The following is a 26039-nucleotide window of genomic DNA, read 5'->3' as shown; positions in this document are numbered from 1 at the left end:
AAGAATAACCTTATGACATTAAAATTGTTTAGTAAAGAAGATGCACTAAAATGTATCGCCCAAATAGGTAAGAATGGGGAGCCATTTGAAATATCTCTTGGTGAAGATATTTGTTTTGGACGTGGCAAATGGGTGAATGTCGGAACTATTACATTACAACCAGGAGGGCAATATATTGAAAATGAAACTAGATATGATGAGTATTGTGCAGCTAAATTTGGTGGGTTTGAATGGCAAATACTATCCTTAGAGAAACTCAATAATAATATTACTGAAGCTCTGGAGAATTCACAGAGTAAAGATAGAGTTCAAAAAGCTTTTAGGGAAGGATTGCAGGATGTACTCCGGAGAACATTATTACTTTTACCTATTTTTGATGTTGAAACTATTGGCAAAATACCTTTGCAAAAACCAATAACTATTGTTACAGATACATCAGCTATTCACCAAGGAGGACTTGATTTTATATGTCGGTTTCTTAGTCCTTGGGCAAAAATAAAAGTACCAGCTATTGTTCACATGGAAATAATTAATCAGGTAGATAGGTACTTTGCAACTCGTAGAGAGAGTCAAAAAAAGAAAAAACCTGTTGCTGCGGCACTTCGAGAACATATTCTCAGCCAGGGTGGTCAACGAACTTTACTTCGTCTAGAATTTTCAGATGCAGAAATAGAACGTGGTGACTTAGGTGCAGATCCCCTCCGGGGTATTGTGACACCGAGTAGCGATCCTGAAGATGGTAATCTTAAACTACAAGAGATTGTTAGAAGTTTTGCTGATCGTCTGATTTTAGAAACTGCACGACGCTTTCAAACTCAAGTTCGCCCGGATCATGCTCTAGCTCTTCTAACTAGCGATCAAGGTCTAGCCAGAATGACAATGGCTGAAGGAATGGATGTGTTCTTTTTTGAATCTCGCTCCTTTCCTAAATTTGATAGTAGAAAACTCACTGGCTCTCTTTTTCATCCTTTCAGTCAAAAAATATATACAGTACCACTAACAGATGTCCTTTGGGAATTAGCTGTATCTTTTGGTTGCCTACGCTTGCAAAATTACAACACTAACGAGTCATTAGAGCTATGGGGCATACCTAGTGGTGAATATACTTGGCAACCACTTCATGTTAAAAATGATCTTCTTTGGGGAATTTTTAATTCTGGAACATCCTCTACAACAGACAATACCTCTATTGCACTATCATCCGACATAGAAAGCTCAGGTCATACTGATGCAGTCTCTAGCGAAAATATAGAAAAAACAGCTATAGCTAAGGCATATGCATTTAGTCCAGATCAGATGTTATTGCTGATGAAAATGTTAGTAGACAAGGGAGAATTAACTAATCAAGAAGCTCAAGATAAATTAGGATTAAAACATCAAGAACGTTATAATTTGTATAAAAATTTCCTGAAGAGTGGTTCATTTGTTGAAATTAATGATAGCAAAATCATCTGTACAGAATTACTTAAATCTCTATGGCAAAGTGTACTTGATGAAGACCATATTAAATTTTTATCTTATTTGAAGAAAGTACCATCTTTTGAAGCACTACACAACCATGTAAATCAAGGTAAGACTGTTGAATATAGCACATTACCAATTTTAAATAACGCCAAATCAACCTATATCAAGCTCGGTGAGGCAGCATGTGCTTGGTTGAATATACAAAACAAAAAAATTGTTGCTACTGATAACATACCTGATATACCAGATTTTGCTAATTTAGCAGTAGAGGTTTATAAATTCATTCGTTCACAGGAAGACACAGAATGGATACTTACTGGTCGCTGGTTAGAAGAATTAGCTATTAAATATGCTGTTCATCCCATATTGGCTAGAAAACTAGTGAAAAAAGCACAAGAACAAAACTTAGTGAATGTCTATGCTGAAGGATCTACTCCAGATACTCGTTTTGAACAGCACGATTTGTGGATAATTAAGACAAGTGACGGACTTCCCCAGTTAGAAAAAGTTTATTTGTATCATGGAGATTTTCTTATACCTGGTACATCTGCTGTACGTATCAAGCTAGAAGGAGTTAAAAATGCCTCTTGAAAATCTATTTACAGATGAGGCGACTGCTAACGCACCAGAAGAACAACCCAAATTACTCTATAAAAAGTTTGGTGTGTTGAGTAACCCTTTTCCCAGTGCTGGACAAACCAGTGGCCATCCGCATATGTCAACAGAAGCAGATAAGCAAGTTGATGCTGCGGTAAAGACATTTTATTCAGATCGTAAGTCTCATGTAATTTCAATAACTGCTAGTCAGGGAATTGGAAAGACTAACCTTCTGAATGCTTATGAAAATGCTTTACGTGAAAAACTTTCTCAACATGGTTTTTTCGTTATTAGATACGTTCCAGATCCAGAACCATTTTTTGATCCGCTCATTAGGTCTATATTTGAAAATTTGGGAGAAGACTACTTACGTCGCTCAATTGATGCACTTGCAAAGAGGAAGCAAGAGATAGATGATATTGATAAATTATTAGCATTTGTGCGAATGAGCGAAATTAAAATAATGCTTAAGGCTCTTTTGAGTGTTACTAATTCCGAAGAAAAACTAAATGAGCGCCTATCTTTAGCATATCAATGGCTTTTAGGATTACCTGTAAGAAAAACTCATCAAACTGAACTGGGAGTAAATTTTCGTCTAGATACTGTAGAAGCGAAAACAAGAGCATTGCGAGATATTGTATATTTTGGTTCAGAAATGAAGACTTTAGAGGGTATTTTTATTCTTCTTGATGAATTGGAAAAACAGAATGGGAGCTTATCAAAAACTATTGTTTTAAGATATTTATCTGCTCTGCGGGCTTTAATTGATGCACTACCTAAATATCTTTTCTTAATGGTTGCTTTAACTACAGATGCTCTTGAACGTTACCGTGAGATGCTTCCAGCTATTAGAGGTCGTCTTGCTAATGAAGTTCAACTTTCACCTATCAGAAATGAAGAGGAAGCCGTAAAATTATTCAAATTCTACTTGGAACAGGCCAAAATGGAAGCCAGAAATTTTGCACAAAACAAACAATTACAAGAAGGAAATGATGTACTTTTACATGAAGATTCTGCTCGACTCTTATTTCACCAATTATTGAGAGGTAGTAACATTAAAGGTGTGCGGCAACGTGATTACCTTAATGCTCTGTATGAAAAAGCAGATGAGTCCATCAATGAATCTATGCCAGCATTCCTTTAGTTAAGTTTTTTGAAGCTTTTGCTAACTTTAAGAATTAAATAGGCACTTATCAAGAATAAATCACACTTAAGCCGTTGTTTAGATTAAATCTAATCAATGGCTAACGTCGCTAATAACATTTGTAAAACCTAATTTTTCTTCAACGGAGAGGGGGAGATTCGAACTCCCGGAGGTTTTAGCCTCATCCGATTTCAAGTCGGACGCAATCGACCACTCTGCCACCTCTCCAGTAAATCTGTCAAACTTGTGCATATCCTACTTTCAGACGCTATTTAGGCGCTTTTGTTGGTTAGCACTAAACTTGACAGATAATACTATACCCTATTATCTACGCAGATTGCACTACTGGATTCGATCGCTCGTACAAAATTTCCTCCTGTACCACCTGGAAGTCATTCCCCACCCAAACTAGGGAAACTTGCGAAACCACACCTGCTTCTAGAGTGACAATGGAAAAGTTACGCAACTTCTCGCCGTCATTTTCCACAATCCTGGGGACACTAGCCGCATTTAAGTAAATTGTCCCCTCTGGACTTCTAAAGATGGGTTTACGTTGCACCTTCTTGGTATGGCGTAAATCTCGGTGCATGTGACCAAATGTCACCAGGGGAATGGTTTTACCAGCAGTCAAGGCTTGAGAAATCGCCTCGCCCAAATCTGGATCGCCAAAATCGCCGCCAATTGGGTGCCAGTCTTTGCCGCAGGGGTCTTCGGGGCGATCGCCTAATCCACTCGGCCCATTGTGACCCAAAAATATAATTGTCTCGTAAGCGGCACTTTTAACTGCTTTGAAGATGCGATCGGCGGATTCTTCCAAACTTGTCACACCGTAACGTTCTTTACAGATTTCCGCGAATTTCCACTCTGGGCCACCCCAAGTAAAGGGACGACCCCCCACTACAGTTAAATTCCAAGCGGGAAAATCCAACTTACCGTAACCGACATGGGACGGGCCTAATAAATCGAGTTGTTCCTGTACCCAGTCTTCCTTAGAGCGGTCATAAGGAGCCTTTTTGCGTCCCCATTCGGTGGCGGTATACCAAGCATCGTGGTTGCCCATTACGGCTGCTTTGGGAATATCGAGAGATGCGATCGCTCTGACCACTTCCACCGACTCGTTGCCAAAATCCCCGACAAACAGCGCTAAGTCAACACCCAAATGCTTGAGTGCAATACCATCTTCCACTTCCCATTGGTCGTGAATATCTCCAACTACAGCAATTTTGAGGGTTATCGATTGAGTTTTCTGACTGGTCATGCCACTTTCCTTGCCGTCTATCTCCAGGATATGAAACTCAGCCGGATTTGGACACAACCCCAAAATATCAACCGTCCACTATTTTTGGTAAAAACTACTATAATTGATTCCACAGGACATAAATTTGCAATTTAAAGCACCCCCTAACTGTGTTTACTACTGCACTAGCTCAACGAGAAAAAACCCAACCGGGTGAACTACCACTAGATTTGTTTGCCGCCATTGAGAGTCTCAAAAAAGAACTCAACGCAGTTATCCTGGCGCATTATTATCAAGAGCCAGATATTCAGGATATTGCAGACTTTATTGGGGATTCATTACAACTAGCAAGAGCCGCCGAAAAAACCAATGCGGATGTGATCGTCTTTGCTGGTGTCCATTTTATGGCAGAAACAGCAAAGATACTTAATCCCGATAAATTAGTACTTTTACCAGATTTGAATGCTGGTTGTTCTTTAGCCGACAGTTGTCCACCAAAGGAGTTTGCAGCTTTTAAAGCAGCGCATCCAGATCATCTGGTGGTGTCTTATATCAACTGTTCTGCTGATATCAAGGCGATGAGTGATATTATTTGCACCAGTTCCAACGCTGTGAAAATTGTGCAGCAGATACCGAAGGAACAGCCGATTATTTTTGCCCCAGATAGGAACTTGGGGCGGTACGTCATGGAACAGACTGGACGAGATTTGGTGCTATGGCAAGGTAGCTGTATTGTCCATGAAACCTTCTCGGAAAAGAAAATTATCCAATTAAAAATTGCCCATCCCGAAGCAGAGGCGATCGCACACCCAGAATGTGAAAGTAGTGTATTGCGCCACGCCAGTTTTATTGGCTCCACAGCCGCCTTACTCAAGTATTGTCAAAACAGCCCCACCAAAGAATTTATCGTTGCTACGGAGCCGGGAATCATTCACCAAATGCAAAAACTAGCTCCTGACAAACACTTCATTCCTGCACCGCCGATAAATAATTGCGCTTGTAACGAATGTCCGTTTATGCGGTTAAACACCCTAGAAAAGCTTTACTGGGCAATGAAAAATCGCACTCCCGAAATTACCATGTCAGAGGATATCCGTCTTGCTGCACTGCGACCAATGCAACGAATGCTGGAGATGAGCGTGTAACCAGTATTTTTATCCAGATGCTAGAGACGCAGTTTTGTTGCGATCTCTACCCACAAGTTATTTTTTCTAATCTCTTGCAATTTCTAAAAGGTGGTGCTAAGATTTTAAATCGTGAGACAAATCGGGTCGGTGTCCGAGTGGTTAATGGAGACGGACTGTAAATCCGTTGGCTTGCGCCTACGCTGGTTCAAATCCAGCCCGGCCCACCACTTACGAAGTTATAAGTTATAATGACTGGGAAAGCATCAAAACTCCCAGCATTTTAACTTCTAGCTGAAAAATCGAAATCATAATTTCGCCCGTGTGGCTCAGTGGTAGAGCACACCCTTGGTAAGGGTGAGGTCACGAGTTCAATCCTCGTCACGGGCTTTTTAAATGAATATAAACGAAAGAGAAGCATTAAGTTTCGGTTTCTTCATGAGCTTTCTTAACCCAATAACCTCTAGGTGGCTTTTTTATCCCATAAGCCTTACACCACTTCTCTACAGCTTTATCAGACACGCCAAAATCTCTCCCAATTTGTGCGGTTGGCTTTTCCCAAACTAGTTTTTCCAGTTCTTCTTTAGATGGTCTTTCAACTTTTCTGGTATGAATCCTAGAGTCTGGGTTAACCTTTCTGGTTGTTAAATCAACGCCAAACTCCTTGTAGGTTCGCTTAAATGCTACTTCAGTAAAGTCTGTAAAATCCTCCCACCAGTAAAAAGGATTGGGTGATTTAGGTGGCGTTGTCCTGATACCGCAACCGCCAAACCTAATTGATGGATACACTACTTTGTTTATATCTGGCAAATAAAGACCATAGAAATCAAAGTCATCAGATTTGTACTTTTTCTCATGACAACCATTCTTGTCTGCCCAATTGCTTTTATTTTTCAGTGTGCCATCACAACTGTATTTAGCTTGAATTCTGTAACATTTGCCATCTTTGTAGGCAATCAAATCAAAGGGTGCGTGTTCAGTTACTACTGGTACAAAAACCGAATATTCTTTCTCAACTAAATCTGCTATCACTTTAGCAGCTGCTAGATCACCCTTATCTTTTGTGTGGTGCATTTATATGAACTCTCAAGCCTATTTGGTAAATTACCATGAAAAGGCTTCTTTAGGGTTCGTATTAAGTTAAAACGAGCGCGGCAGGGTTCGAACCTGCGACCAACGGATTAGAAATCCGTGGCTCTATCCACTGAGCTACGCGCCCAAAACAAAATAATGGCTCCCGAAAGAGTCACCTACATTATTATATCGTCTTCACCTACCAAGAAGCAATCAAAAATTGCAGATTTACCACTAGCAAGGCTAAGATGCTAGTCGCTAGTTAGTGCAATCTACACCGAAAACGAAACAGATGGGGTATTGGTTTAGATATATTGTGTTGTCAAGGGGTTATTTGCCCGTTAGCGCCAACGCTCTCTGGGCGACTACCTTCGGGAAGGATTTGGCGATCGCTAGGCTCATTTCCAAAGTATGCTAGGTAATTTCAGCCTTGGCGATACTGCCAAATGCCATTATATATTCCATATTAAGAGTGCCCCTGTGAGGAGTTATTTGCTAGTGCCATGTTTATTCTCAAACGGCAGGATGTTGAAATATCAAGCATTCAGCACCCAAAAAAGGATCAGCAGGTGCCGATTCTCAATTATCAAGGGCAGACTTTTCGCTTGATTAGTGTTTTCAAAGCTAGTCAAGAAGAAGAAGCTAGAGCCTTATGGAGAGAATTAACGGATAACCGGGGTAAAGCCTGTGTTTTGCTCGAGGAACCCGAACGGTTTAGCGTCTGGGGTAAAATCCGTTTAGAGCAACTGGATAGTGACACAGGTGGTCATGGCAAAACGGCGATTTTAATCCAAGCTGGTATTTTGCTGTTGCAGGGTGTTGCTATCGACATTGAAGAGTTTTTAGGTGCTAGACAAGCTGCATTATTTGAAAAAGATATTGCGGAAGTATTACAGCAAAAGCAATTTCCTCAGGCATCTTCCCTAGAAGCAGTGAAATATTTGGTATCTACCAATCCTTTGCCGGCAGCTAAAATACCTGATTGGCAAGAAAGTCATGTAGTTATCCTCTTACAAGAACTTCATCGATTAGGGAAAGCCTATTTTGGCAATGCCAATTTTACCAAACAAGTGATTTATAAGCTAGAAGATATGCCAGAAGCCGAGCGATCGCTATTTATCACTTGGCTAAATCAATCGCCACTGGGTAAGCTATGGCAGTAGTATGGAAATTATTTAACAAAATTCCTGCCACTGGCACTTGCTTTTGGTGTCTGATTGTGTGCTACCTGGCAGACACACTGCTAGATATACAGTCCATTAACTCAAAATACTGCCAGAGTGCATCTACAATAGTCAAGTCTTATGAATAACTCTTACGAGAATTCGTTCCTTTCTAAATCCATTTTCAATACTCAGAACATTGTCTTGGCTAATATTGGCTGGGCCGTACTGGCACTGCTATACTTTTTGTTGTTTAGCGCCAAAGTTCCTGGAGCCGATGGCATAGAAAGCCGAGCCGAGTGGTATGTGATTGGCACAAATATTTTTGAAGCTTTAGCTTATTTGGGTGCCAGTATCTTATGCTTGAGGAACTGGCTAAGTCAGCAAATCGTCAGTGGCCGGAATGTTTGGCTCTTAATTGGGTTAGGCATGCTTTCCTATTTTGTTGGAGGGATAATTTTCGGCTATACCGAAATAGTTTTAAAAGATGAACCGGATGTGTCTGTAGGCGATATATTCTTTGTACTTAGTTATCTATTACTTGGCGCAGGCATGATTTTAGCTGTGGCTTCCAGGCGAATCAATCTGGAAAAATGGCAGTGGCTAATTGTGTTAGCAATTGCAGTGTTCGGTAGTTTGTTGGCATGGTGGATTTCTATGCAACAGGAAACACCCTCAGAACTGCTAGTCGCTATTTTGAATTGGTTTTACGTAGTTAGCGATGTAGTTTTGTTAATTATTGCTACCACTCTGCTACTAGCCTTTTGGGGGGGAAGAGTTTCCCAGTCTTGGCGAATGATTGCGGCGGCGGCCTTTTCGCTCTACATTGCAGATATGTGGTTTAAATACGCCCAAGGCCCCAATTATCAAAGTGGGGAGATATTAGAAGTGTTTTGGGTGTTTAGTGGAGTGTTATTTGGCATGGGCGCTGTCTTAGAATATGACGCATCACTAAGACGAACGCGGCGTACCAGCGGACGGAAACGAGCTTAGTAAGGATTTTTGGTATCTACCGTGAGAAAATTAACAGACTCTGACAAGCAAGAAATTCTGAAGTTATATCGAGAGACTGCCGAAACAACCTCAACTTTGGCAGACCGCTATGGTGTGAGTAACTCGACAATTAGTCGCCTACTCAAAAGCACTTTGCCAGAGGACGAGTATGAATACTTAGTCTCTTTAAAGCGGGCTGCGAGAACTCCTGAGGGAAGGGCACAGGTAAGCTACGAGCAGTTACCGCTGCTGAGTCAACCAGAGCCGGAAATAGAAGTTCCACCCAGTGAAAGCCAACCCTTGGAATTGCCAAAGGTTGAGCCACAGCCACGTAAGATAATTCGTGTACAGGAGCAACTTTACTCAGAGGAAACAGCGGAGTCAATCGCCGCTAGTAGACGTGTGCGGCGACGCCCCTCGGCTGCGGAAAAACCCAAACTCCGAGTCACAGAGAAATTAGAAACTCCAGAGCCAAAACCGCCGGAAATAGTCAGCATTCCTATCCCACCGCTAAAGAATGAACATCCAGGAGCGGCGGTCATCGCGCACATGCTAGGCGAAGATTTGCTTGACGAATCCGAGGATTTGGACGATTTAGAAGATGATGATTTAGAGGATGACGACTTTGAGGAAGAAGACTTTGATGACGATGACCTTGATGACCAAAGACCTTTAGTCACAAAACGCAGACCAGGTGAAGCATCAGTTGAAGTTTTACCACTGTCGATAGCCAATTTGCCCAAAACTTGCTACTTGGTAATTGACCGTTCCTCAGAATTAATTACGCGACCTCTGAAGGACTTTGGTGACTTGGGACAAATTCCCAGCCTGGAAACCCAGCAAAGAACTCTGCCGGTGTTTGATAACCATCGTGTCGCCAAGCGTTTTTCTACTAAACGCGATCGCGTGATTAAAGTTCCAGATAGTAAAATGCTTCATAAGGCTCGGACTCATTTGCAAGCTAAGGGCATCACACGACTGTTAATTGATGGTCAGGTCTATTCCTTGTCTACGACGGTTTAGAGGTCATGGAGACACCTGCTGGCTATAGTGTGGTATTGGTGACAGTTGGCAACGTGCAGGAGGCAGAAGCAATTGCTAATGCTCTTGTGGAAGAGAAACTCGCTGCTTGTGTCAGTCTATTACCAATCCACTCAATTTACACTTGGCAAGGGGAATTGCATAAAGAGGAAGAATGGCAATTACTGATTAAAACTGATTTGGCGCAATTTCCGGCAATGGAGGCCAAAATTAAGGAACTGCACTCCTATGAAGTGCCAGAAATTATTGCTTTACCAATTGTTGCCGGTTCTCAAGCCTACTTACAGTGGATTTTTCAGCAAGTTGAGAGTAAAGAGTAAGGATTTTCATAACTTCTCACTCTTTACTCTCAACTAACAACTCTATGCGTAAACAGCCCTGGCAAAACGCTCTGCTAAGTAAATAATGTCTTGTCTCCGAGCAATTTGATTCATCCATTTTTGAGGAATATTTTCCACCCCGTAATAAATTCCCGCTAACCCACCGGTGACGGCGGCGGTTGTATCGGCATCTCCACCTAAGTTGACAGCTTTCAGTACCGCCTCAGAATAAGACGAGCTATTTAATAAACACCACAGGGACGATTCCAAGGTATCAATCACATAGCCACCAGAATTAATCTCTTCAACTGGTAACTTGGCAATCTCACCACTGAAAATTCTGCCAAAATGCGGCTTTTCTAACAAAAATTCTCGGACAGAATATACTGTTTTGATGTCTTGCAATCCTTGTAAATAAGCTGTTTGGGGGTCTGCTCCTTCTAAAAGCGCCACTGCAATACTAATATAAATGCCACAAGCCATTTGCGATCGCGCATGAGCATGGGTAATCGCCGAAACATCATGCACCCGCGCCAGCAATTCGCCTAAAGTGAAGTTTCTGTGACAATAAGCCATTGGCAAGATTCTCATCAACGAACCATTGCCATTACTATTTTCAACCTTACCACCCGCCTGATGGGGAACAACTCCCTGCTTGAGCCGCATAATTGCTGTGTGGGTAGTTTGACCAATATCAAAGACATCGCCACGAGGAGTCCAGTAAGCCTCCTTGTACCAGCGCCAGAAGGAATTAGCTATGGCATCCAAGGAATACCCTCTACAAAGGCATTCTGCCAAACAAAAGCTTAAGGAACTGTCATCTGACCAAGTTCCTGGTGGTTGATTCCATGTGCCATAACCCAACATCGTTGTCACTGGAGATTTTACTCGTTCAGCACGGCTAGTAAACTCCACCGGCACACCCAACGCATCACCGACACATAAACCCATCAAACCAGACAACGTTTTTGCAGCGGTTAGCATTATTCAATCTCCACGAGAATTGCTCAAAATTAACTTTATAGATTCCCTCTATAGCTTGTTGCAACAGATGTTACAGCCTACTTTTTCATCATCTTTGAAAAGCTCGACAAAAATTATTAATCGGGTATTTTATTTACCATATCCCGACTTAGTTTTAGTTCCAAATATTGTGACAGTTTTAAAAGCGTCTATTGGGGGAACAAACAGCCAGAATGGAAAGACATTGAGATGTAATTATAACAGCTTATTTATCAATTCAAGGGATAGTTATCCTGTAAGCGTTATACATTAACAACAACAGTTTTTTAATAAAAGTTGGGAATCATTTGGAACATTATCACTTTATTTTCGACCTGGAATATACAAGTAAAAAATACAAATTTTGGTAAAAATTATGAAATGCTTACTCAAGTCTTTCGTGACAATCTCTGCATTGTCTTCCTTAATAGTTGCTCCTTTTGTTCTATCAGCTGGTCAAGCTTCTGCCGAAACTAAAAAGGGTACTGATGCTAGTTATGTTGGTGCTGGTGTTGCTGCTGGCGTTACCAGTGGCGGACAAGGCATCAACGATGATGCCACATTTGGTGGTAACGTCACAGGCCGCGTGAAATTAGGAACTACGCCGTTTTCTGCACGTGGTAATGTCCTTTGGAGTGATAAAACAAGTGCCATAATTCCAGAACTTTCTGTGGATGTGCCTATTGCTAATAGAACTAACGCCTATTTAACTGGTGGTTATTCTTTTGTAGAGAAAGATGGCTCACCAACTCCTATAGGTAATAGAGATTCTGTAGTTGTAGGTGCTGGCGTCGAATCGGAAGTTGCTAATAACTTCCTCGTCTACACTAATGCCAAAGTCGGACTTGGTGCTTACCAAAATAGCGATGCTTCTGCTGTTAGCATCAATGGTGGTATCGGTTATCGCTTCAAATAAAAGATTATTGAGTCCTCAGTCAGTTTATACTTTACTTAGTACTCAGGACTCAGCACTAAAAACTCACTACTCCCAAAAGCTGGTTTTGCTAAGTATTACATCACTAACAAAGCCGGCTTTTGCCGTGTTAAAATTAAATCATTCCTCATTATTCCGGCCGGATTACCGGGGATCAAGTAGCCGAAGGGTGCTGATTCGGCGTCTACTAATGCTTTATTGAGAATACTATACAAGTCTAATGGTTAAATCTGCTCCTTCCCCAATCGCTAGCCGTAAGCCTTCCAAAGTAGAAGGGATCAAGGAAAATAGTAATTTTTTGCGTGAACCTGTAGCAACTGAGATCCTTCAAGACACTACCCATTTTACTGAAAATGCGGTACAGCTTTTGAAGTATCACGGTTCTTACCAGCAGGATAACCGCGACAACCGCACCAAGGGACAGGAAAAAGATTACCAGTTTATGCTGCGGACAAAAAATCCGGGTGGTTTAGTACCGCCGCAGCTGTATCTGGCTTTAGATAAAATAGCTGATGAGTATGGCAACCACACATTACGAGCAACTACCCGTCAAGGTTTCCAACTGCACGGAATTTTAAAAAAGAATCTAAAATCAGCAATTGCTACCATTGTCAAGAACCTGGGTTCGACTTTGGGAGCTTGTGGTGACATTAATCGAAATGTGATGGCACCACCAGCCCCCTTTAAGAATCGCCCAGAGTATCAGTATGCTTGGGAGTATGCCCAGAATATCGCTGACTTGCTGACAGCGCAAACAGGTGCTTATTACGAAATTTGGTTAGATGGGGAAAAGGCAATTAGTGCTGAAGAAGACCCAGAGGTGAAGGCAGCCCGACAGCGCAATGGAAATGGGACAATTATCCATGACAACGAAGAACCGATTTATGGCACGTACTATATGCCCCGCAAGTTTAAAATTTGCGTGACAGTGCCAGGGGATAATTCGGTAGATTTGTATTCCCAAGACCTGACGTTGGTAGTGATTACCAATAAGAAGAAGCAATTAGAAGGATTTAATATTTTTGCTGGTGGTGGCTTAGGTAGAACCCACGGTAAAGAAGAAACCTTCGCTAGGTTAGCAGATCCCATTGGTTATGTAACGAAAGATGACGTTTACGACATAGTGAAAGCGATTGTTGCTACCCAGAGAGATTATGGCGATCGCACCGACCGTCGTCATGCCAGATTAAAATATTTAATCAACGATTGGGGCGTAGATAAATTCCGCACCCAAGTTGAAGAATATTTTGGTAAACCAGTCGAAGCCTTCAAGCCACTGCCAGAGTTTAAATATCACGACTTCCTCGGCTGGAATGAACAAGGTGATGGCAAGCTCTTCTTAGGAATTTCCATTGACAATGGTCGGGTCAAGGATGAAGGTTCGTTTCAACTGAAAACCGCTTTGCGGGAAATTGTTAAACAGTTCAACTTACACATCCGTCTGACAGCCAACCACAACCTGATTTTTTACGATATCGAACCAGATAGCAAGGAAGCTATTCAAGACATTCTCAGCCGTCACGGTGTCGGAGACGACCCTAGTAAAATCGAACCTTTAGTACGGTATGCAATGGCTTGTCCGGCTTTGCCCACTTGCGGCTTGGCAATCACGGAATCAGAACGGGCAATACCAGGCATTTTGGAGCGGATTCGCGCTCTGTTGGATAAATTAGGTTTACAAAAACAACATTTTGTGGTAAGGATGACAGGATGTCCCAATGGCTGCGCTCGTCCTTACTTGGCAGAATTGGCCTTTGTCGGTAGCGCTCCAGAATCTTACCAAGTATGGTTAGGAGGTTCGCCAAATCAGACTCGACTAGCACAACCTTACACAGAGAAACTACACCACAATGACTTAGAAAGCTTCTTAGAGCCGATTTTTGTTTACTTTAAGAAATCTCGGAAATCGAAGGAAAGCTTTGGTGATTTTTGCGATCGCGTTGGTTTTGATGCCATCCGCGAATTTGCTGCTAGCTACGAACCACAAACAGCTAATGGTGCAAACAAATCGCGCCATCGGGTCAATTTGAAAGAAGAGGTTTATGGTAAGTTGAAGGAAGTAGCAGAAAGTCAAGGTAAACCCATGACTCAGTTAGTTACTGAAGCGCTAGAGGCTTACTTCCAGAATCTTTCGTAAGTCAAATAAATAACTAAACCATGATGGACACAGATAGACTTATCTGTGTCCATCTTTGATTTGATATCCTTAAAATTCCCAAATCTCATGTCTCAACTGCAAAGAATTGCGATCGCACCCTCCCAACTCCAACAAGGACAAATTTTGCTCACCAAAGAACAGCAGCATTATTTGGGGCGTGTGTTGCGCTTGCGTGAAGGCGATCGCTTTATTGCAATGGATGGTAAGGGAAAATGGTGGTTAGCGCAGTTAGCAGGGGAACAAGCAGAGGTTTTAGAACCGCTTTTAGTAGAAACTGAATTACCTGTATCGATTACGCTGATGGTGGCGTTGCCCAAAGGTAATGGATTTGATGAAGTGGTGCGGTGTTGTACAGAGTTGGGAGTAGCTTGTATTGCACCAGTATTGAGCGATCGCACTTTACTTTATCCTAGTCCTCAAAAGCTCGAACGTTGGCGGCGCATCGCAGCGGAAGCCGCCGAGCAGTCAGAACGCTCTTTTGTGCCGACAATTTTAGAACCTGTTGCTTTTAATACTGCCGTCACAGCGAATCAGACAAGTCACCGTTACATTTGTGAGGCTCGTGGAGAGTATCCCCATTTAAGCAAGGTGCTAAATAGCATTTCTGAGGAGATTGTCATTGCTACTGGACCAGAAGGGGGATGGACAACAGAAGAAATTGACAATGCGAAGTCAGTTGGATTTCAACCTGTTTCCCTTGGTCGCCGCATCCTGAGAGCAGTTACAGCCCCAGTAGTAGCATTATCCTTGATTACCGCAACTTGTGAAGTATAAATGATTTATAGCTCACGCAAAATTACTTTTGCGCGAGACATCACTCCAACGTGTATTTAAAGTAAGTGATGATTGAGCAAGTTGCGATCGCCTTTGAGCATAAAGACTATCAAACAGCAGCTAAATTACTCAAACAGCTGCAAAAAGAATCACCCGAAAATCCTTGGTTACAATATTATCTCGGTCGGCTAAATGAAGTATCAGAAAAACACCAAGATGCAGAAAAAATTTATCGGCAACTGCTGCGAGATACAAGAAACGCCAAAATAGTAACGCTCGCACGCCAAGGTTTGCGACGGCTACAAGAAATTGAACTAGAAGAAAGACAAAGAGCTATTTCCCAAGCAAAATCTGAACCAAATAACACCGAACTTAGCGTACTAGTTTTAGAGCCACTCAGTACCGAGATGAAAACAGAAGCATCTCGAAAATTTGCTCAGATTATGCAGCTAGACCCCTACACTGCACGGCTGGTACTGCCAAGTCGTGGCTGGAGATTGTACCGCACTGGCCAAGTAGGAGAACTAAAATTTTATGGGAAACAGCTACAGCAGGCTGGTATTCCTTGCTTTTGGGCAACAATAGCGGAAATTCAGCAAATTCAAGTTTATCAAGTCAAACATTTCCAAGCATCTACCCCACAAGCTACTGTTGTTTGCCGAAACGAGGTAAATCAACTTGGTTCTCTCACTTTTGACTGGTCAGAAGTCACAGCAAGAGTAGTAGGACTTTTGCCCATTTTTGAACAAGTTGTAGATGTTGATGCCCGCCGTAAACTGGAATGGAAAACTCAAACACAAGACTATGCTCAGTTTTGTGATTTACACATACCTGGTAGACGTTGCATTCTTCGACTTTATGATAACGGTTATGAATTTCAGCAAGGTTTAGAAATCATTCCTCAAGCTAGCCAAAATACAATCAGAATTAATTGGAATAGTTTATCAAGTTGGATTGACCAGCAACTACCTCAAGTCAAAATCTGGTCAGATTTCACATCTTTTGCAGATACAACATTAGATCAAACAGAAATGTTGAGTCATATCAAGTCTCACATCGAGCTGTTTCGTAGGGAACAGACTAATTGGGATTCAGCTTTTCATTTGTATAGTGGACTGGTGTTTGTTAAATAATTCGTAATCTTTCGGCTCCTTTCGACTTCGCTACCTCGGCTTCGCTCGGCACAAGTCAAGGCAAGACGCTCAATACAAGTTCGTAATTCGTAATTCGTAATTAAGTTACTTATTACCTACTTTAAGAAGTAAGTTTACAGATCAAATAGGAGTGTTTGATGAATACAGTAAGTGCTAAAAATCTAAATTTAGGCGGTTTGTACGTTCAATCGCCTCAAGGAGAACAACTAGTTTTTCCACTCAAGCATACAGAAGTTCTCGCAAAAATTGCCGGTAATTTATCACGAGTTGATGTCATCCAAAGCTTTGAAAATCCCTTCACACAGCCTTTAGAAGCAATCTATATCTTTCCGTTACCTGATGAGGCGGCGGTGGATGACATGGAAATCAAAATAGGCGATCGCATCATCAAAGGTAATATTAAAAAACGTGAAGAAGCTGTAGCCATCTACGAAAAGGCAAAACAAGAAGGACGCACCGCCGGACTTCTCGAACAGGAACGAGATAACATCTTTACCCAATCGCTGGCTAATATCAAACCTGGCGAACAAATTGATGTCACAATTCGTTACACCGAAAGTTTAAAATTTGAGGCGGGAAACTACGAATTTGTTTTCCCGATGGTGGTGGGGCCAAGATATATTCCGGGAACGCCGATAGATGGTAGCGGTGATACAGACCAAGTTCCTGATGCTTCTCGCATTACACCGCCTGTAGTCTTAGAAGGAACGCGCTCGCGTCACAATATTAATGTCACAGTCGAAATTGATGCAGGTTTGCCTATTTCTGAAGTGCGTTCTCCTTCCCATCAATTAAAAATTGAACACTCAGGTCAAATTGTGCGGATTCAATTAGCTGGAGAAGATACAATTCCCAACAAAGATTTAATTCTCCGCTATCAAGTTTCTGGTAAAGAAACTCAATCCACAGTATTAAGCCAAGCCGACGATCGCGGCGGACATTTTGTAATATATCTGATTCCAGCTTTGGAATATTCCACTGATGAGATTGTGCCTAAAGATGTTGTATTTTTAGTGGATACCTCTGGCTCCCAATCTGGCGATCCGTTATGGAAGTGTCAGGAATTGATGCGACGATTTATCAATGGGTTGAATCCCAACGATACTTTCACAATTATCGATTTTTCCGATAGAGTCAGACAGTTATCACCAACACCTCTGCCGAATACAGCAGAAAATCGTACCCAAGCGATCTCTTACATTAACAATTTACAAGCTGATGGCAGCACAGAAATGCTCAGTGGCATTCGTACAGCCATAAATTTCCCCACACCAGTCGGAAGATTACGCAGCGTTGTACTCTTAACTGATGGCTATATCGGCAACGAAAATGAGATTTTAGCAGAAGTACAACAGCACCTCCAACCAGGAAATCGCCTTTATAGTTTTGGTGTTGGTAGTTCAGTTAACCGTTTTTTATTAAATCGCATCGCCGAAATTGGCCGGGGAATATCTAGAATTATTCGTCATGATGAACCCACGGAAGAAGTTGCCGAAAAGTTTTACAGGCAAATTAACAATCCTGTACTCACGAATATTCAAATCTCTTGGCAAGGCGACACAGAATCGCCTGTGATTTACCCAAAGGTAGCGCCTGATTTATTTTGCGAACAACCATTAGTTTTATTTGGTCGCAAACAAGATAGAGTTAGTGGAAATCTGCAAATCTCCGGCATTGCTGCGGGCGGTAAGCACTATGAAAAAACGTTTAACCTCCAATTTGAGGAAACAGGAAATCTTGCTGTAGCGCAGTTATGGGGACGTGCTTGCATCAAAGATTTGATGAATCAAATGGTGAGCTTTGAAACTAAAGCTGGTGTAGAAGCAGTTACAGAAACAGCCTTAACTTATCAGTTGCTTTCTCAATACACCGCTTTTGTGGCTGTCAGTGATGACGTGCGGGTTGAACCAGGAAGCGAATACTTGTCTATGCAAGTGCCAGTGGAAATGCCTGAAGCAGTTAGTTACCAAGGAGTGTTTGGCAAGGCTCCATCTGGTGGTTTTGCACGTAAAACATCACTCTCAATGCCATCAGCGCCAGCTTCAGAAGAAGCTCCAGATTTTCTCCGGCAAAAGCGATCGCTACAATCTCCAGCACCCAAAGAAGTCGAGATATCTTTGAGCTTTGATTTCGAGGAGATGGAACAAGATGAAATCTTAGACGCAGCCATCAACCATCAGTTAGAGGTCATCAGCATCACTGGCTTGGATAATAATACAGAAATTGCTAATCTAACCCGACACCTTCAGCAACTAAACTTTCCTTCAGGCTTCAGCGGTGAAATCGTCTTTGAGTTCACCGTCAACAAAGGTCGAGTAGAACGGGTAATGTTAGACGAGGAAACCTCTACCCTAAAAGATCCAGTTGTAGTGGAGAAAATTAAGCGATCGCTCTTACTTTGGAGAGTTCCCCCATCTACAACTGGCAAAGTTATCTTAACCTTGCATCTTCACGCTTAATCTCTAGAGACCGTAAATTTACCGTCTCTATGAATTATTTAGATGTTTTAATCTGACGTGCCATTTCTAGATAAGCACTCATATTCGCTCCTGGACGACGACGACCATTAGAGCTAGTAGTCGAAGGAGCAAGATATTTTGGTGCAAAGGTTGTTTCAGTTGGCTGCTCTTTAAGTACTTTGGCTGCTGCGGCTTTTTCTTTTTTGCCCGGTTCAACTTTCAGACCTTCAGCAGTCTGGACTAGTTGAACATCGGCTGGTTTGGGATTTTTAGCTGATTTTTCCTTAGCCTTAGTCTTAGCCGCAGCAGTTTTTGTTCCGTTCAATGAATCTGGTTTAGATGGAGTTGGTGCTTCTGGAGTTGGTGCTTCTGATGTAATCGTCTCTGCTACTTTCTTAGCATTCGATGCAACTGTCGATGTAACTGTTTCTGCTACTTTCTTTGCGTTCGATGCTACCTCTTTAGCAGCATCTTTGGCTTCGTCCAATTCTAAGAAGTAGCCGTTGCTTTTTTTCTTCCCTGGTAACAGTCCGGTAATGAAACCCAAAATACCGCCAAGAAAACCCTGAATACCCGAAATTAACTTTTTGATAAAATCCATTACAATTACTCCTGCCTTTTACCTTTTATATTTGTAACTCGACCGTAATTGTTAAAAATTACGACAAAATGTTACATTATCTACTTAGTGTCACCTCGCTCTGGTGACAACCCTTATAGGCTTGTGCTTAATTAACATTGTAGTAAAACCACAGGGCAAAATGTTCTATTGCAAGCATTTGCAACCTGCATACACCGAGAACTAATTATTAAATTTTACTGTAGCTAAGAGCAAGATTCTGAAAGCAAGCTTTACAATAATTAACATTTCTTTGTTTGGTAAATACCCAATTGAAGTTAAACAAGCAGTTTATTCTCAACCAGTGGTAAGAGTGTCATAGCCTATTGGCAGACGAACAGATTAATTTGTAAAACTTTATACAAATTCTCTTTGGATCTGTTAAAGAATCCGAAAAGCAATAGCTTCAGTTTGTAGAGCAGTAAGTGTCTACAACAGTGAAATACACCCTTTAATTCAGTTAGATTTTGTAAATGAACATTGAAAATCAACAACGCAATCCCGTTTTGTTAATACACGGCATTGACGACACAGAGGCAGTTTTTCATAAAATGAGGGCATACCTCATACAACAGGGTTGCTCTGTATATAGCCTGAATCTAGTTCCTAATAATGGTGATGTGGGTCTTGATGAATTGGCAAAACAAGTAGCAGATTATGTTACAGCGACCTTTGCACCAGAACAACGCCTAGATTTAATCGGCTTTAGCATGGGAGGAATTGTCAGCCGTTACTACGTTCAGCGATTAGGAGGAATTAACCGCGTGCAGCGGTTTATTACCATCTCTTCGCCCCATTATGGAACTGTAGTTGCTTATGGTTCCCGCCGTCCTGGTTGCCTACAAATGCGCCCCGACAGCATTTTTCTCAAGGATTTAAATTCGGATGCTGTAATGTTAGGGCAGATAGATTTTACGTCTATCTGGACACCTTATGATTTAATGATTGTCCCAGCAAATAGTTCACAAATGTCCGTAGGAAGCCAAGTAATAGTACCAGTTACTCTACACCCTTGGATGCTGACAGATCCCAGGAGTTTAGCGGTAGTCACAGCAGCTTTAGCAAAGCCTATTCAGTTACCCTTCCTTGAGAAAGCATCCAGTCAGTAACCAGAAAGCTTGCCACGCTCGATTTATTCATCTTTAATTACGAATTACGAATTACTTAAGTCCTATCCCCAATTTGCGTATGTTCGTAACTCCCAAAAATCGCCTCTGGGTGACGATAATACTTGAACTCCATGAGATTATAAAAGGGATCTTCTAAAAAGAAAGTGCGATGCTCAAGAGGAGAACCGACAAAACGATTTTTAGTTTCTTCACGAAAAAGTAGCTGTTGTTGTTGTGCCCTTTCTAGTAAGTCTTGCCAGTCACGTTCTTGGGTAAAAATTAGCCCAAAGTGTCTGGGATAGATAGTTTGTTGCGGTGTCAAATGTTCTTTTGTGACATGAGCCACTAATTGATGACCGTAGAGATTGAGAATCAGGGCATGGTGGTTTTCACGACCAGGAATGCAGCCCAAACCATCTACATAATATGCTTTTGTTTGGGCAATGTCAGTTACAGGGAAAGCTAGATGGAATAAAGTTTGGCTCATAGCTGGTATTAAAAAGACTAGTAGTTGATGCTATCTACAATTTATGCTATTAAGTTTTAATTGTGGTTAACTTGAACACAGTTTTTATTGACATTAACTTATATTCTTTATCCTTATTACTAAGATTGGGGATTGAGTAATACTTCAGCCACTCTAATCTGCGGTGACGGAGAAGAGTCTACCTAACTCAAAAGAAGTTTTGCATTTTGTTTAATCATTGCAGCGTATATCTAAGACACCATTGATGGTTTGACACTCAGCTTTCAGAGTGATGCCTACGCAATTTAGTTAATAATACAAACATATTACTTTACCTAGAGAGGTTGCAAAAATAAAGCACTAAGCATCACAAATTCGTTATTCTGTTGATATTCAGACAAAATTACTCATGATTAATTGCTGATGTCATCCTCAATAGATTCTGTAAATCCCTGGTTAGTAGCAGTAGTATTAAACACAATTTTATTGGGTTTAGCTTGGATTGCTCCCAAAAAGCTACTTACCCCTGCTGGATTATTCCACGCCTGGTTTTTGGCCATCTTAATTTGGGTAACTCTAGGCTGGCAAGGATATGCAGTAGTAATGTTCTATTTTTTGGTTGGTTCTGGCGTTACCCGCATTGGGATGGCGCAGAAGGAGGCAGAAGGAATTGCCGAAAAACGTTCTGGGGCAAGAGGCCCAGAAAATGTTTGGGGTTCGGCTTTAACTGGGGCACTGTGTGCCTTGGGAGTAGGAATAATAAATTCGGGATTCCTTGTACCTAATCCCCAGTCGCTAATCCCCAATACTTCGGCAATGCTCAGTACAAGTCCCCAGTCCCTACTATTACTAGCCTATGTAGCGAGTTTCAGTACTAAGCTAGCTGACACCACTGCTAGCGAAGTCGGTAAAGCTTATGGTAAAAGCACCTTTTTGATTACCACACTCCAACCAGTGCCTCGCGGTACAGAAGGAGCGGTAAGCTTGGAGGGAACTTTAGCCGGGATTGTGGCTTCTGTAGCGATCGCATTTGTGGGTTGGGGAGTTGGTTTAATCGATATATTGGGAATAGCTTGGTGTGTGCTGGCAGCATTTATTGCTACTAACCTAGAAAGTGTGATTGGTGCAACACTGCAATCTAAGTATACCTGGCTGACTAATGAAGTAGTAAATATTTTTAATACATTAATCGGTGCGATCGCATCTGTGCTACTTGCTTGCACATGGATAACTTTCATTAACTAGGGTGACGAGAATAAACAATTACAATTACTCGTCTAAGTGGGGCATTTAGACCGTTACCAGTTCGAGATTCCCCACTTAGCCGCTATCCATTTACAGCACTCAGCACTCTTGAAAGGCATTGTTAAAAAATAACTATTTGCCTTGCGGTTGCGCCACCACTAATATTTTCAATCCTGATTTTGTCCCCACTAGACTGTAAAAGTGATCGTGGCAAATTATTTTATTTACTAGCTATATAATTTTTTGACCATTTAGATGTAATTAGTTCATTGAATCTTTATCGTATTTATCCATGAATAACCAGATGATTTCTATATGATTTAATTTAAAAGTTCTATAAGTGTTTAACCATTTTCACATAATTAGTTCATGGAATCTTTATCATTTTTGACAATTAATGACCAAATAATTTCTATAGAGCAAGCAGTAAAGTATCTGCAAGCCTCTGGAAAATTAGGACAGTTCATTGGGGATATTCTCCGGCAGTACGTAATTGAGGAAGAAATTAGAACACGAGATGATATTGAAATTGGCACCGCAATAACTGAACAGTCAATTATTGACTTTAGGCTGAAAAATCAACTCACTGACCCCCAAAGTTTTCAAGAATGGTTAAAGACAAATAACACAGATTACGCTACTTTTCACACATCGGTTGCTTTTGGTTACAAGTTAGAAAAGCTGAAAGCTGTAGTGACACAAACAAAACTCCCAGAATATTTTATTGAACGCAAGATTTTTTTGGATCGGGTAGTACTTTCCCGGATTGTTGTTGATAATCGTGAATTGGCAGACGAACTCCAAACCCAAATAGAAGAAGGAGGTAGTTTTGAGCAACTAGCTAAAGAGTATTCCCTTTCAGATGACCGAATTGTGAATGGCATGATGGGAATTGTCAGCCGAGGTAGTATGCCAGATATATTACGGGCAGCTATTGATGTGGCCAATCCTGGACAATTGATAGGACCAATAGAAATCGTTGGCAAAGACTCTCCCCAAGGAGAAGGGCCTTATGGTTTGTTTCGAGTAGAACAATTTCTACCAGCGTCTTTAGAAGATACTCAACTACAGCAAGCACTACAAAATGAGTTGTTTGAAAAATGGCTAGCAGAGAAAATTCAAAAACTGACAGTCAAGTTACAAGTGAGTTAAAAACTCTGGATAATGAATCTTTACGATTAAAAGTGCTAGCTTCTTTGCCTTGGAATCAGCCACCGCTATCCTGGCTGACTCCCGAACAACAATCCCGATTGGAAAATGAGTGCCAAACCCGCCAGTATCGTCTTGGAGAAAAAATCTGGTCAAACGATGTCGGTGGCTATCAATTTTTAATTGTGGCTGGGAAAGTCCGCTTGCGAGAAGAGGGTGTTGGCAAACCAATAGCCGCTCTAGATGCAGGGGATTGGTTTGGCGATTTCCAAAAGCTGTCTGCGGATTTTAAAGCTGTAGCTGCTAGTAAAGAAGTGATAGTAGTTTGTTGGGAAACTGCACTATGGGCAGAATTTTCTCACCCACAAATTCAGGAATTTTGGCAAGCGTTACCAGTAGAGATGGAAGGACAAAGGGAGACATTTTCCTTCTCTAGCACTCCTTCAGTAACTTCAGCCTCAGACGGGACTTCCAGCCCCCACAGCCTCCAACCCCAAAAAGGACTCCCAGCCGCCAATCTAATCACTTCAATTTATCCGTTTGTTGCCAGTTGGAATACTGCTGCTGCCTGTTTAACAATGGTGGCGCAACAACTAGAAAATTCTGTGCAACTGGAATGGGTGCAGCGTCAACTCAGAGGACAACGCCCAAAACAGGTTGTGGAAGCAGCAGAAAAGTTAGGGTTAGTGTTGCGGCGCTTACAAGTGAGTTGGAGTGAGTTGCGACAGTTGTCATTTCCAGCTTTATTGCTGTGGAATTCTGACTCACCCCAGAGTCCATCCTGGGTGGTGGCTTATGGAGTTAAAGGCGATCGCTTAATTATCGCTAACCCCCTAAATCCCGAACGGACTTGTGAAAGCTTGCCGCAGTCAATAGTTGAGGTGTCTTGGGATGGACAATTGTGGCAAGTAGAACTCATATCCCAGCAAGAAAAATTTAACCTCAGTTGGTTTACCCCAGCAGTTTGGAAGTATAAGGGATTGCTCACAGAAGTATTGTTAGCATCTTTTACCTTGCAGCTTTTGGGGTTAACAACACCGCTAATTACCCAAGTCGTCATTGATAAAGTGATGGTGCAGGGGAGTTTGCCGACTCTTGATGTAATGGCGATCGCACTTTTATGCGTAGCCATATTTGAGTCCGTACTTGGGATACTGCGCCTATTCATCTTTACCCATACAGCTCGCCGTTTGGATTTGAGTTTATCAGCGCAGCTATTTCGCCATCTGATGCGCCTGCCTTTGGCTTATTTTGAGTCGCGCCGCGTCGGAGACACAGTAGCAAGAGTCCAGGAACTCGAACAAATTCGTCAGTTTCTCACAGGTACAGCATTAACTGTGATTCTAGATAGCATCTTTGCTGTGGTGTACCTGGCATTGATGTTTTACTATAACGTCCCACTCACCTTTGTGGCTTTAGCTGTACTGCCACTATTTGCCACATTGACGATAGTTGCAACACCAATTCTGCGTAACTGGCTCAACGAAACTTTTAACCGGAGTGCTGATAGTCAATCGTTTCTAGTAGAGACAATCACCGGAATTCACTCTGTTAAAGCCCACGCAGCCGAACCAGTAGCCCGCGATCGCTGGGAAGGCTTATTTGCCCGCTTCATTCGCACTGGCTTTAAAGCTTCTACTACCTCCAATATCAGCAGCAACATTGGTGACTTTCTCACTAATTTGTCCACAATGCTGATTCTCTGGTTTGGAGCCAAGTTAGTTATTGAACAAAAGCTCACAATTGGACAGCTAGTTGCATTTCAAATGCTGTCTGGTAGAGTCACAGGCCCGCTTTTGCGCTTAGTACAGTTGTGGCAAAACCTTCAACAAGTGCTACTTTCTGTTGATCGCATTGGTGATATTCTCAACGTCTCCCCTGAAGCTGAACTGGGAACTGGCTTAGTTTTGCCACCCCTGAAAGGACAAATTACCTTCGAGCAAGTATTTTTCCGCTACCGTCCCAACTTTGAAGCAATTCTGCGTGGAATCTCTTTCAGTGCCGAACCAGGGCAGTTTGTTGGCATTGTCGGACGTAGCGGTTCTGGGAAAAGTACCCTATCTAAGCTATTGCAACGCCTCTATCAAATTGAATCAGGACGCATTCTGATTGATGGTTTTGATATAAAAAGTGCCGATTTAGCCTCACTGCGGCAACAAGTTAGTGTAGTTCTCCAAGAAGACTTTTTATTTAACGGTTCTATTTTGGAAAATATCACTCTCGGTAGTCCCGACATTACCGCAGAGCAAGTTGTAGAGGCGGCAAGATTAGCCGTGGCTCACGACTTCATTAGTCAATTACCCTACGGTTACGAAACCAATGTTGGCGAACGCGGTACAGCTTTATCTGGTGGACAGAGACAACGCATTGCCCTGGCAAGGTTATTTCTTTCCCAAGCGCCGATTTTAGTTTTGGATGAAGCTACCAGTGCCTTGGATAGTGAAACTGAACAACAAGTGCTGCAAAACCTGCAAAAAATTTCCGCCAATCGTACCGTGTTTCTGATTGCTCACCGCTTTGCTCCCCTTAAACGTGCCGACTTGATTTTAGTATTAGAGCAAGGCGTGATTGCCGAACGTGGTACTCACTCACAATTGTTGCAACAAAAGGGTTTGTATTGGTCACTATATCAACGGCAGCAAGCAAACATTTAATCATTTAATAGATTTAACTAGCTCAAAACTTGTGACTAGATAAAAGATAAACCTTTGCAACGCGGCTTAAACATAGCCTTTGGCGAATGGAGCATAACTCCGTTCGCCATTTTAATTTTGCTGATTTCAATAATTACCCTTGCTACAGTCTGGGTAGTG

The 26039-nt window shown here is 41.9% G+C and carries 21 protein-coding genes and 4 tRNA genes; 18 read left to right on the top strand and 7 right to left on the bottom strand.

Features of this window, described 5'->3' with window-relative positions:
- Window positions 1-12 precede the first annotated feature (12 nt).
- Window positions 13-2055, top strand: coding sequence for a hypothetical protein (locus tag RMX69_RS11615; RefSeq protein ID WP_322637558.1), 2043 nt, complete (start codon window positions 13-15; stop codon window positions 2053-2055).
- Window positions 2045-3205: a P-loop NTPase fold protein gene (locus RMX69_RS11610; protein WP_322637557.1), complete on the top strand. Its 1161-nt coding sequence runs from the start codon at window positions 2045-2047 to the stop codon at window positions 3203-3205. The genes RMX69_RS11615 and RMX69_RS11610 overlap by 11 nt, the downstream gene beginning before the upstream one ends.
- Before the next feature lie 143 nt (window positions 3206-3348).
- Here the strand turns inward: RMX69_RS11610 and RMX69_RS11605 are convergent.
- Together RMX69_RS11605 and RMX69_RS11600 are read right to left on the bottom strand one after the other, a co-directional pair.
- Window positions 3349-3433 (bottom strand) — tRNA-Ser (locus RMX69_RS11605).
- Window positions 3434-3533: 100 nt separating this feature from the next.
- Window positions 3534-4463: a TIGR04168 family protein gene (locus RMX69_RS11600; RefSeq protein ID WP_322637556.1), complete on the bottom strand. Its 930-nt coding sequence runs from the start codon at window positions 4461-4463 to the stop codon at window positions 3534-3536.
- Window positions 4464-4612: 149 nt separating this feature from the next.
- Here RMX69_RS11600 and nadA point away from each other — a divergent pair, with 149 nt between their 5' ends.
- The 3 genes from nadA (at window position 4613) to RMX69_RS11585 (ending at window position 5956) form a co-directional block, all read left to right on the top strand.
- Complete coding sequence (gene nadA / locus RMX69_RS11595) at window positions 4613-5587, top strand: quinolinate synthase NadA (protein ID WP_322637555.1); 975 nt, start codon at window positions 4613-4615, stop codon at window positions 5585-5587.
- A 123-nt stretch (window positions 5588-5710) separates the two neighbouring features.
- Window positions 5711-5796, top strand: a tRNA-Tyr gene (locus tag RMX69_RS11590).
- A gap of 88 nt (window positions 5797-5884) precedes the next feature.
- A tRNA-Thr gene (locus tag RMX69_RS11585) sits at window positions 5885-5956 on the top strand.
- A gap of 30 nt (window positions 5957-5986) precedes the next feature.
- Here RMX69_RS11585 and RMX69_RS11580 read toward each other — a convergent pair.
- Complete coding sequence (locus RMX69_RS11580; RefSeq protein WP_322637554.1) at window positions 5987-6640, bottom strand: group I intron-associated PD-(D/E)XK endonuclease; 654 nt, start codon at window positions 6638-6640, stop codon at window positions 5987-5989.
- A 72-nt stretch (window positions 6641-6712) separates the two neighbouring features.
- Window positions 6713-6785: transfer RNA gene (locus RMX69_RS11575), tRNA-Arg, on the bottom strand.
- Window positions 6786-7143: 358 nt separating this feature from the next.
- Here RMX69_RS11575 and RMX69_RS11570 point away from each other — a divergent pair.
- From RMX69_RS11570 to cutA, 4 genes are all read left to right on the top strand, one after another.
- Window positions 7144-7803, top strand: a complete 660-nt coding sequence (locus tag RMX69_RS11570; protein ID WP_322637553.1) for an Npun_F0813 family protein — start codon at window positions 7144-7146, stop codon at window positions 7801-7803.
- Window positions 7804-7944: 141 nt separating this feature from the next.
- The gene (locus tag RMX69_RS11565) at window positions 7945-8796 is read left to right on the top strand and encodes a hypothetical protein (protein WP_322637552.1); all 852 of its coding nucleotides are present in this window, start codon (window positions 7945-7947) and stop codon (window positions 8794-8796) included.
- Window positions 8797-8817: 21 nt separating this feature from the next.
- The gene (locus RMX69_RS11560) at window positions 8818-9819 is read left to right on the top strand and encodes a transposase (RefSeq protein ID WP_322637551.1); all 1002 of its coding nucleotides are present in this window, start codon (window positions 8818-8820) and stop codon (window positions 9817-9819) included.
- 5 nt (window positions 9820-9824) lie between these two features.
- On the top strand, window positions 9825-10157 hold the full coding sequence (gene cutA / locus RMX69_RS11555) for a divalent-cation tolerance protein CutA (RefSeq protein ID WP_322637550.1): 333 nt from the start codon (window positions 9825-9827) through the stop codon (window positions 10155-10157).
- 42 nt (window positions 10158-10199) lie between these two features.
- Here cutA and RMX69_RS11550 read toward each other — a convergent pair whose 3' ends face one another.
- On the bottom strand, window positions 10200-11141 hold the full coding sequence (locus RMX69_RS11550; RefSeq protein ID WP_322637549.1) for an ADP-ribosylglycohydrolase family protein: 942 nt from the start codon (window positions 11139-11141) through the stop codon (window positions 10200-10202).
- 394 nt (window positions 11142-11535) lie between these two features.
- Between RMX69_RS11550 and RMX69_RS11545 the strand changes: the two genes are divergently transcribed.
- From RMX69_RS11545 to RMX69_RS11525, 5 genes are all read left to right on the top strand, one after another.
- Window positions 11536-12075, top strand: coding sequence for a hypothetical protein (locus RMX69_RS11545; RefSeq protein ID WP_322637548.1), 540 nt, complete (start codon window positions 11536-11538; stop codon window positions 12073-12075).
- A gap of 238 nt (window positions 12076-12313) precedes the next feature.
- Window positions 12314-14230: a sulfite reductase, ferredoxin dependent gene (gene sir, locus RMX69_RS11540; RefSeq protein ID WP_322637547.1), complete on the top strand. Its 1917-nt coding sequence runs from the start codon at window positions 12314-12316 to the stop codon at window positions 14228-14230.
- A gap of 87 nt (window positions 14231-14317) precedes the next feature.
- A complete protein-coding gene (locus RMX69_RS11535; RefSeq protein WP_322637546.1) occupies window positions 14318-15025 on the top strand; it encodes a 16S rRNA (uracil(1498)-N(3))-methyltransferase in 708 nt (235 codons plus the stop codon).
- Between the two features lie 68 nt (window positions 15026-15093).
- Window positions 15094-16158 (top strand): tetratricopeptide repeat protein, encoded by a 1065-nt coding sequence (locus RMX69_RS11530; protein ID WP_322637545.1) that lies wholly within the window; start codon window positions 15094-15096, stop codon window positions 16156-16158.
- Window positions 16159-16316: 158 nt separating this feature from the next.
- A complete protein-coding gene (locus RMX69_RS11525) occupies window positions 16317-18638 on the top strand; it encodes a VIT domain-containing protein (protein ID WP_322637544.1) in 2322 nt (773 codons plus the stop codon).
- Window positions 18639-18672: 34 nt separating this feature from the next.
- Here the strand turns inward: RMX69_RS11525 and RMX69_RS11520 are convergent, their stop codons facing one another.
- Window positions 18673-19239 (bottom strand): hypothetical protein, encoded by a 567-nt coding sequence (locus RMX69_RS11520; protein ID WP_322637543.1) that lies wholly within the window; start codon window positions 19237-19239, stop codon window positions 18673-18675.
- 491 nt (window positions 19240-19730) lie between these two features.
- Between RMX69_RS11520 and RMX69_RS11515 the strand changes: the two genes are divergently transcribed.
- Complete coding sequence (locus RMX69_RS11515; protein ID WP_322637542.1) at window positions 19731-20366, top strand: triacylglycerol lipase; 636 nt, start codon at window positions 19731-19733, stop codon at window positions 20364-20366.
- Window positions 20367-20421: 55 nt separating this feature from the next.
- Here RMX69_RS11515 and RMX69_RS11510 read toward each other — a convergent pair whose 3' ends face one another.
- A complete protein-coding gene (locus tag RMX69_RS11510; RefSeq protein ID WP_322637541.1) occupies window positions 20422-20853 on the bottom strand; it encodes a VOC family protein in 432 nt (143 codons plus the stop codon).
- A 402-nt stretch (window positions 20854-21255) separates the two neighbouring features.
- Here RMX69_RS11510 and RMX69_RS11505 point away from each other — a divergent pair, with 402 nt between their 5' ends.
- The 3 genes from RMX69_RS11505 (at window position 21256) to RMX69_RS11495 (ending at window position 25880) form a co-directional block, all read left to right on the top strand.
- Window positions 21256-22077: a TIGR00297 family protein gene (locus RMX69_RS11505; RefSeq protein WP_322637540.1), complete on the top strand. Its 822-nt coding sequence runs from the start codon at window positions 21256-21258 to the stop codon at window positions 22075-22077.
- A 369-nt stretch (window positions 22078-22446) separates the two neighbouring features.
- Window positions 22447-23229: a peptidylprolyl isomerase gene (locus RMX69_RS11500; RefSeq protein WP_289796933.1), complete on the top strand. Its 783-nt coding sequence runs from the start codon at window positions 22447-22449 to the stop codon at window positions 23227-23229.
- Window positions 23178-25880 (top strand): type I secretion system permease/ATPase, encoded by a 2703-nt coding sequence (locus RMX69_RS11495; RefSeq protein WP_322637539.1) that lies wholly within the window; start codon window positions 23178-23180, stop codon window positions 25878-25880. Before RMX69_RS11500 ends, RMX69_RS11495 begins: the two co-directional genes overlap by 52 nt.
- Window positions 25881-26039 lie beyond the last annotated feature (159 nt).

The organism is Nostoc sp. EspVER01 (assembly GCF_034530635.1).
GTDB lineage: Bacteria > Cyanobacteriota > Cyanobacteriia > Cyanobacteriales > Nostocaceae > Nostoc.
This window is presented reverse-complemented; position numbering and strand designations above follow the sequence as displayed.

Coding starts and splice junctions, on each gene's coding strand:
- RMX69_RS11610 (WP_322637557.1), top strand. CDS start 2,045: ATGCCTCTTGAAAATCTATTTACAGATGAGGCGACTGCTAACGCACCA.
- RMX69_RS11505 (WP_322637540.1), top strand. CDS start 21,256: ATGTCATCCTCAATAGATTCTGTAAATCCCTGGTTAGTAGCAGTAGTA.
- RMX69_RS11510 (WP_322637541.1), bottom strand. CDS start 20,853: ATGAGCCAAACTTTATTCCATCTAGCTTTCCCTGTAACTGACATTGCC.
- RMX69_RS11500 (WP_289796933.1), top strand. CDS start 22,447: ATGGAATCTTTATCATTTTTGACAATTAATGACCAAATAATTTCTATA.
- RMX69_RS11565 (WP_322637552.1), top strand. CDS start 7,945: ATGAATAACTCTTACGAGAATTCGTTCCTTTCTAAATCCATTTTCAAT.
- RMX69_RS11530 (WP_322637545.1), top strand. CDS start 15,094: ATGATTGAGCAAGTTGCGATCGCCTTTGAGCATAAAGACTATCAAACA.
- RMX69_RS11545 (WP_322637548.1), top strand. CDS start 11,536: ATGAAATGCTTACTCAAGTCTTTCGTGACAATCTCTGCATTGTCTTCC.
- RMX69_RS11600 (WP_322637556.1), bottom strand. CDS start 4,463: ATGACCAGTCAGAAAACTCAATCGATAACCCTCAAAATTGCTGTAGTT.
- RMX69_RS11580 (WP_322637554.1), bottom strand. CDS start 6,640: ATGCACCACACAAAAGATAAGGGTGATCTAGCAGCTGCTAAAGTGATA.
- RMX69_RS11495 (WP_322637539.1), top strand. CDS start 23,178: ATGGCTAGCAGAGAAAATTCAAAAACTGACAGTCAAGTTACAAGTGAG.
- RMX69_RS11520 (WP_322637543.1), bottom strand. CDS start 19,239: ATGGATTTTATCAAAAAGTTAATTTCGGGTATTCAGGGTTTTCTTGGC.
- RMX69_RS11515 (WP_322637542.1), top strand. CDS start 19,731: ATGAACATTGAAAATCAACAACGCAATCCCGTTTTGTTAATACACGGC.
- RMX69_RS11535 (WP_322637546.1), top strand. CDS start 14,318: ATGTCTCAACTGCAAAGAATTGCGATCGCACCCTCCCAACTCCAACAA.
- RMX69_RS11525 (WP_322637544.1), top strand. CDS start 16,317: ATGAATACAGTAAGTGCTAAAAATCTAAATTTAGGCGGTTTGTACGTT.
- RMX69_RS11615 (WP_322637558.1), top strand. CDS start 13: ATGACATTAAAATTGTTTAGTAAAGAAGATGCACTAAAATGTATCGCC.
- sir (WP_322637547.1), top strand. CDS start 12,314: ATGGTTAAATCTGCTCCTTCCCCAATCGCTAGCCGTAAGCCTTCCAAA.
- RMX69_RS11550 (WP_322637549.1), bottom strand. CDS start 11,141: ATGCTAACCGCTGCAAAAACGTTGTCTGGTTTGATGGGTTTATGTGTC.
- RMX69_RS11570 (WP_322637553.1), top strand. CDS start 7,144: ATGTTTATTCTCAAACGGCAGGATGTTGAAATATCAAGCATTCAGCAC.
- cutA (WP_322637550.1), top strand. CDS start 9,825: ATGGAGACACCTGCTGGCTATAGTGTGGTATTGGTGACAGTTGGCAAC.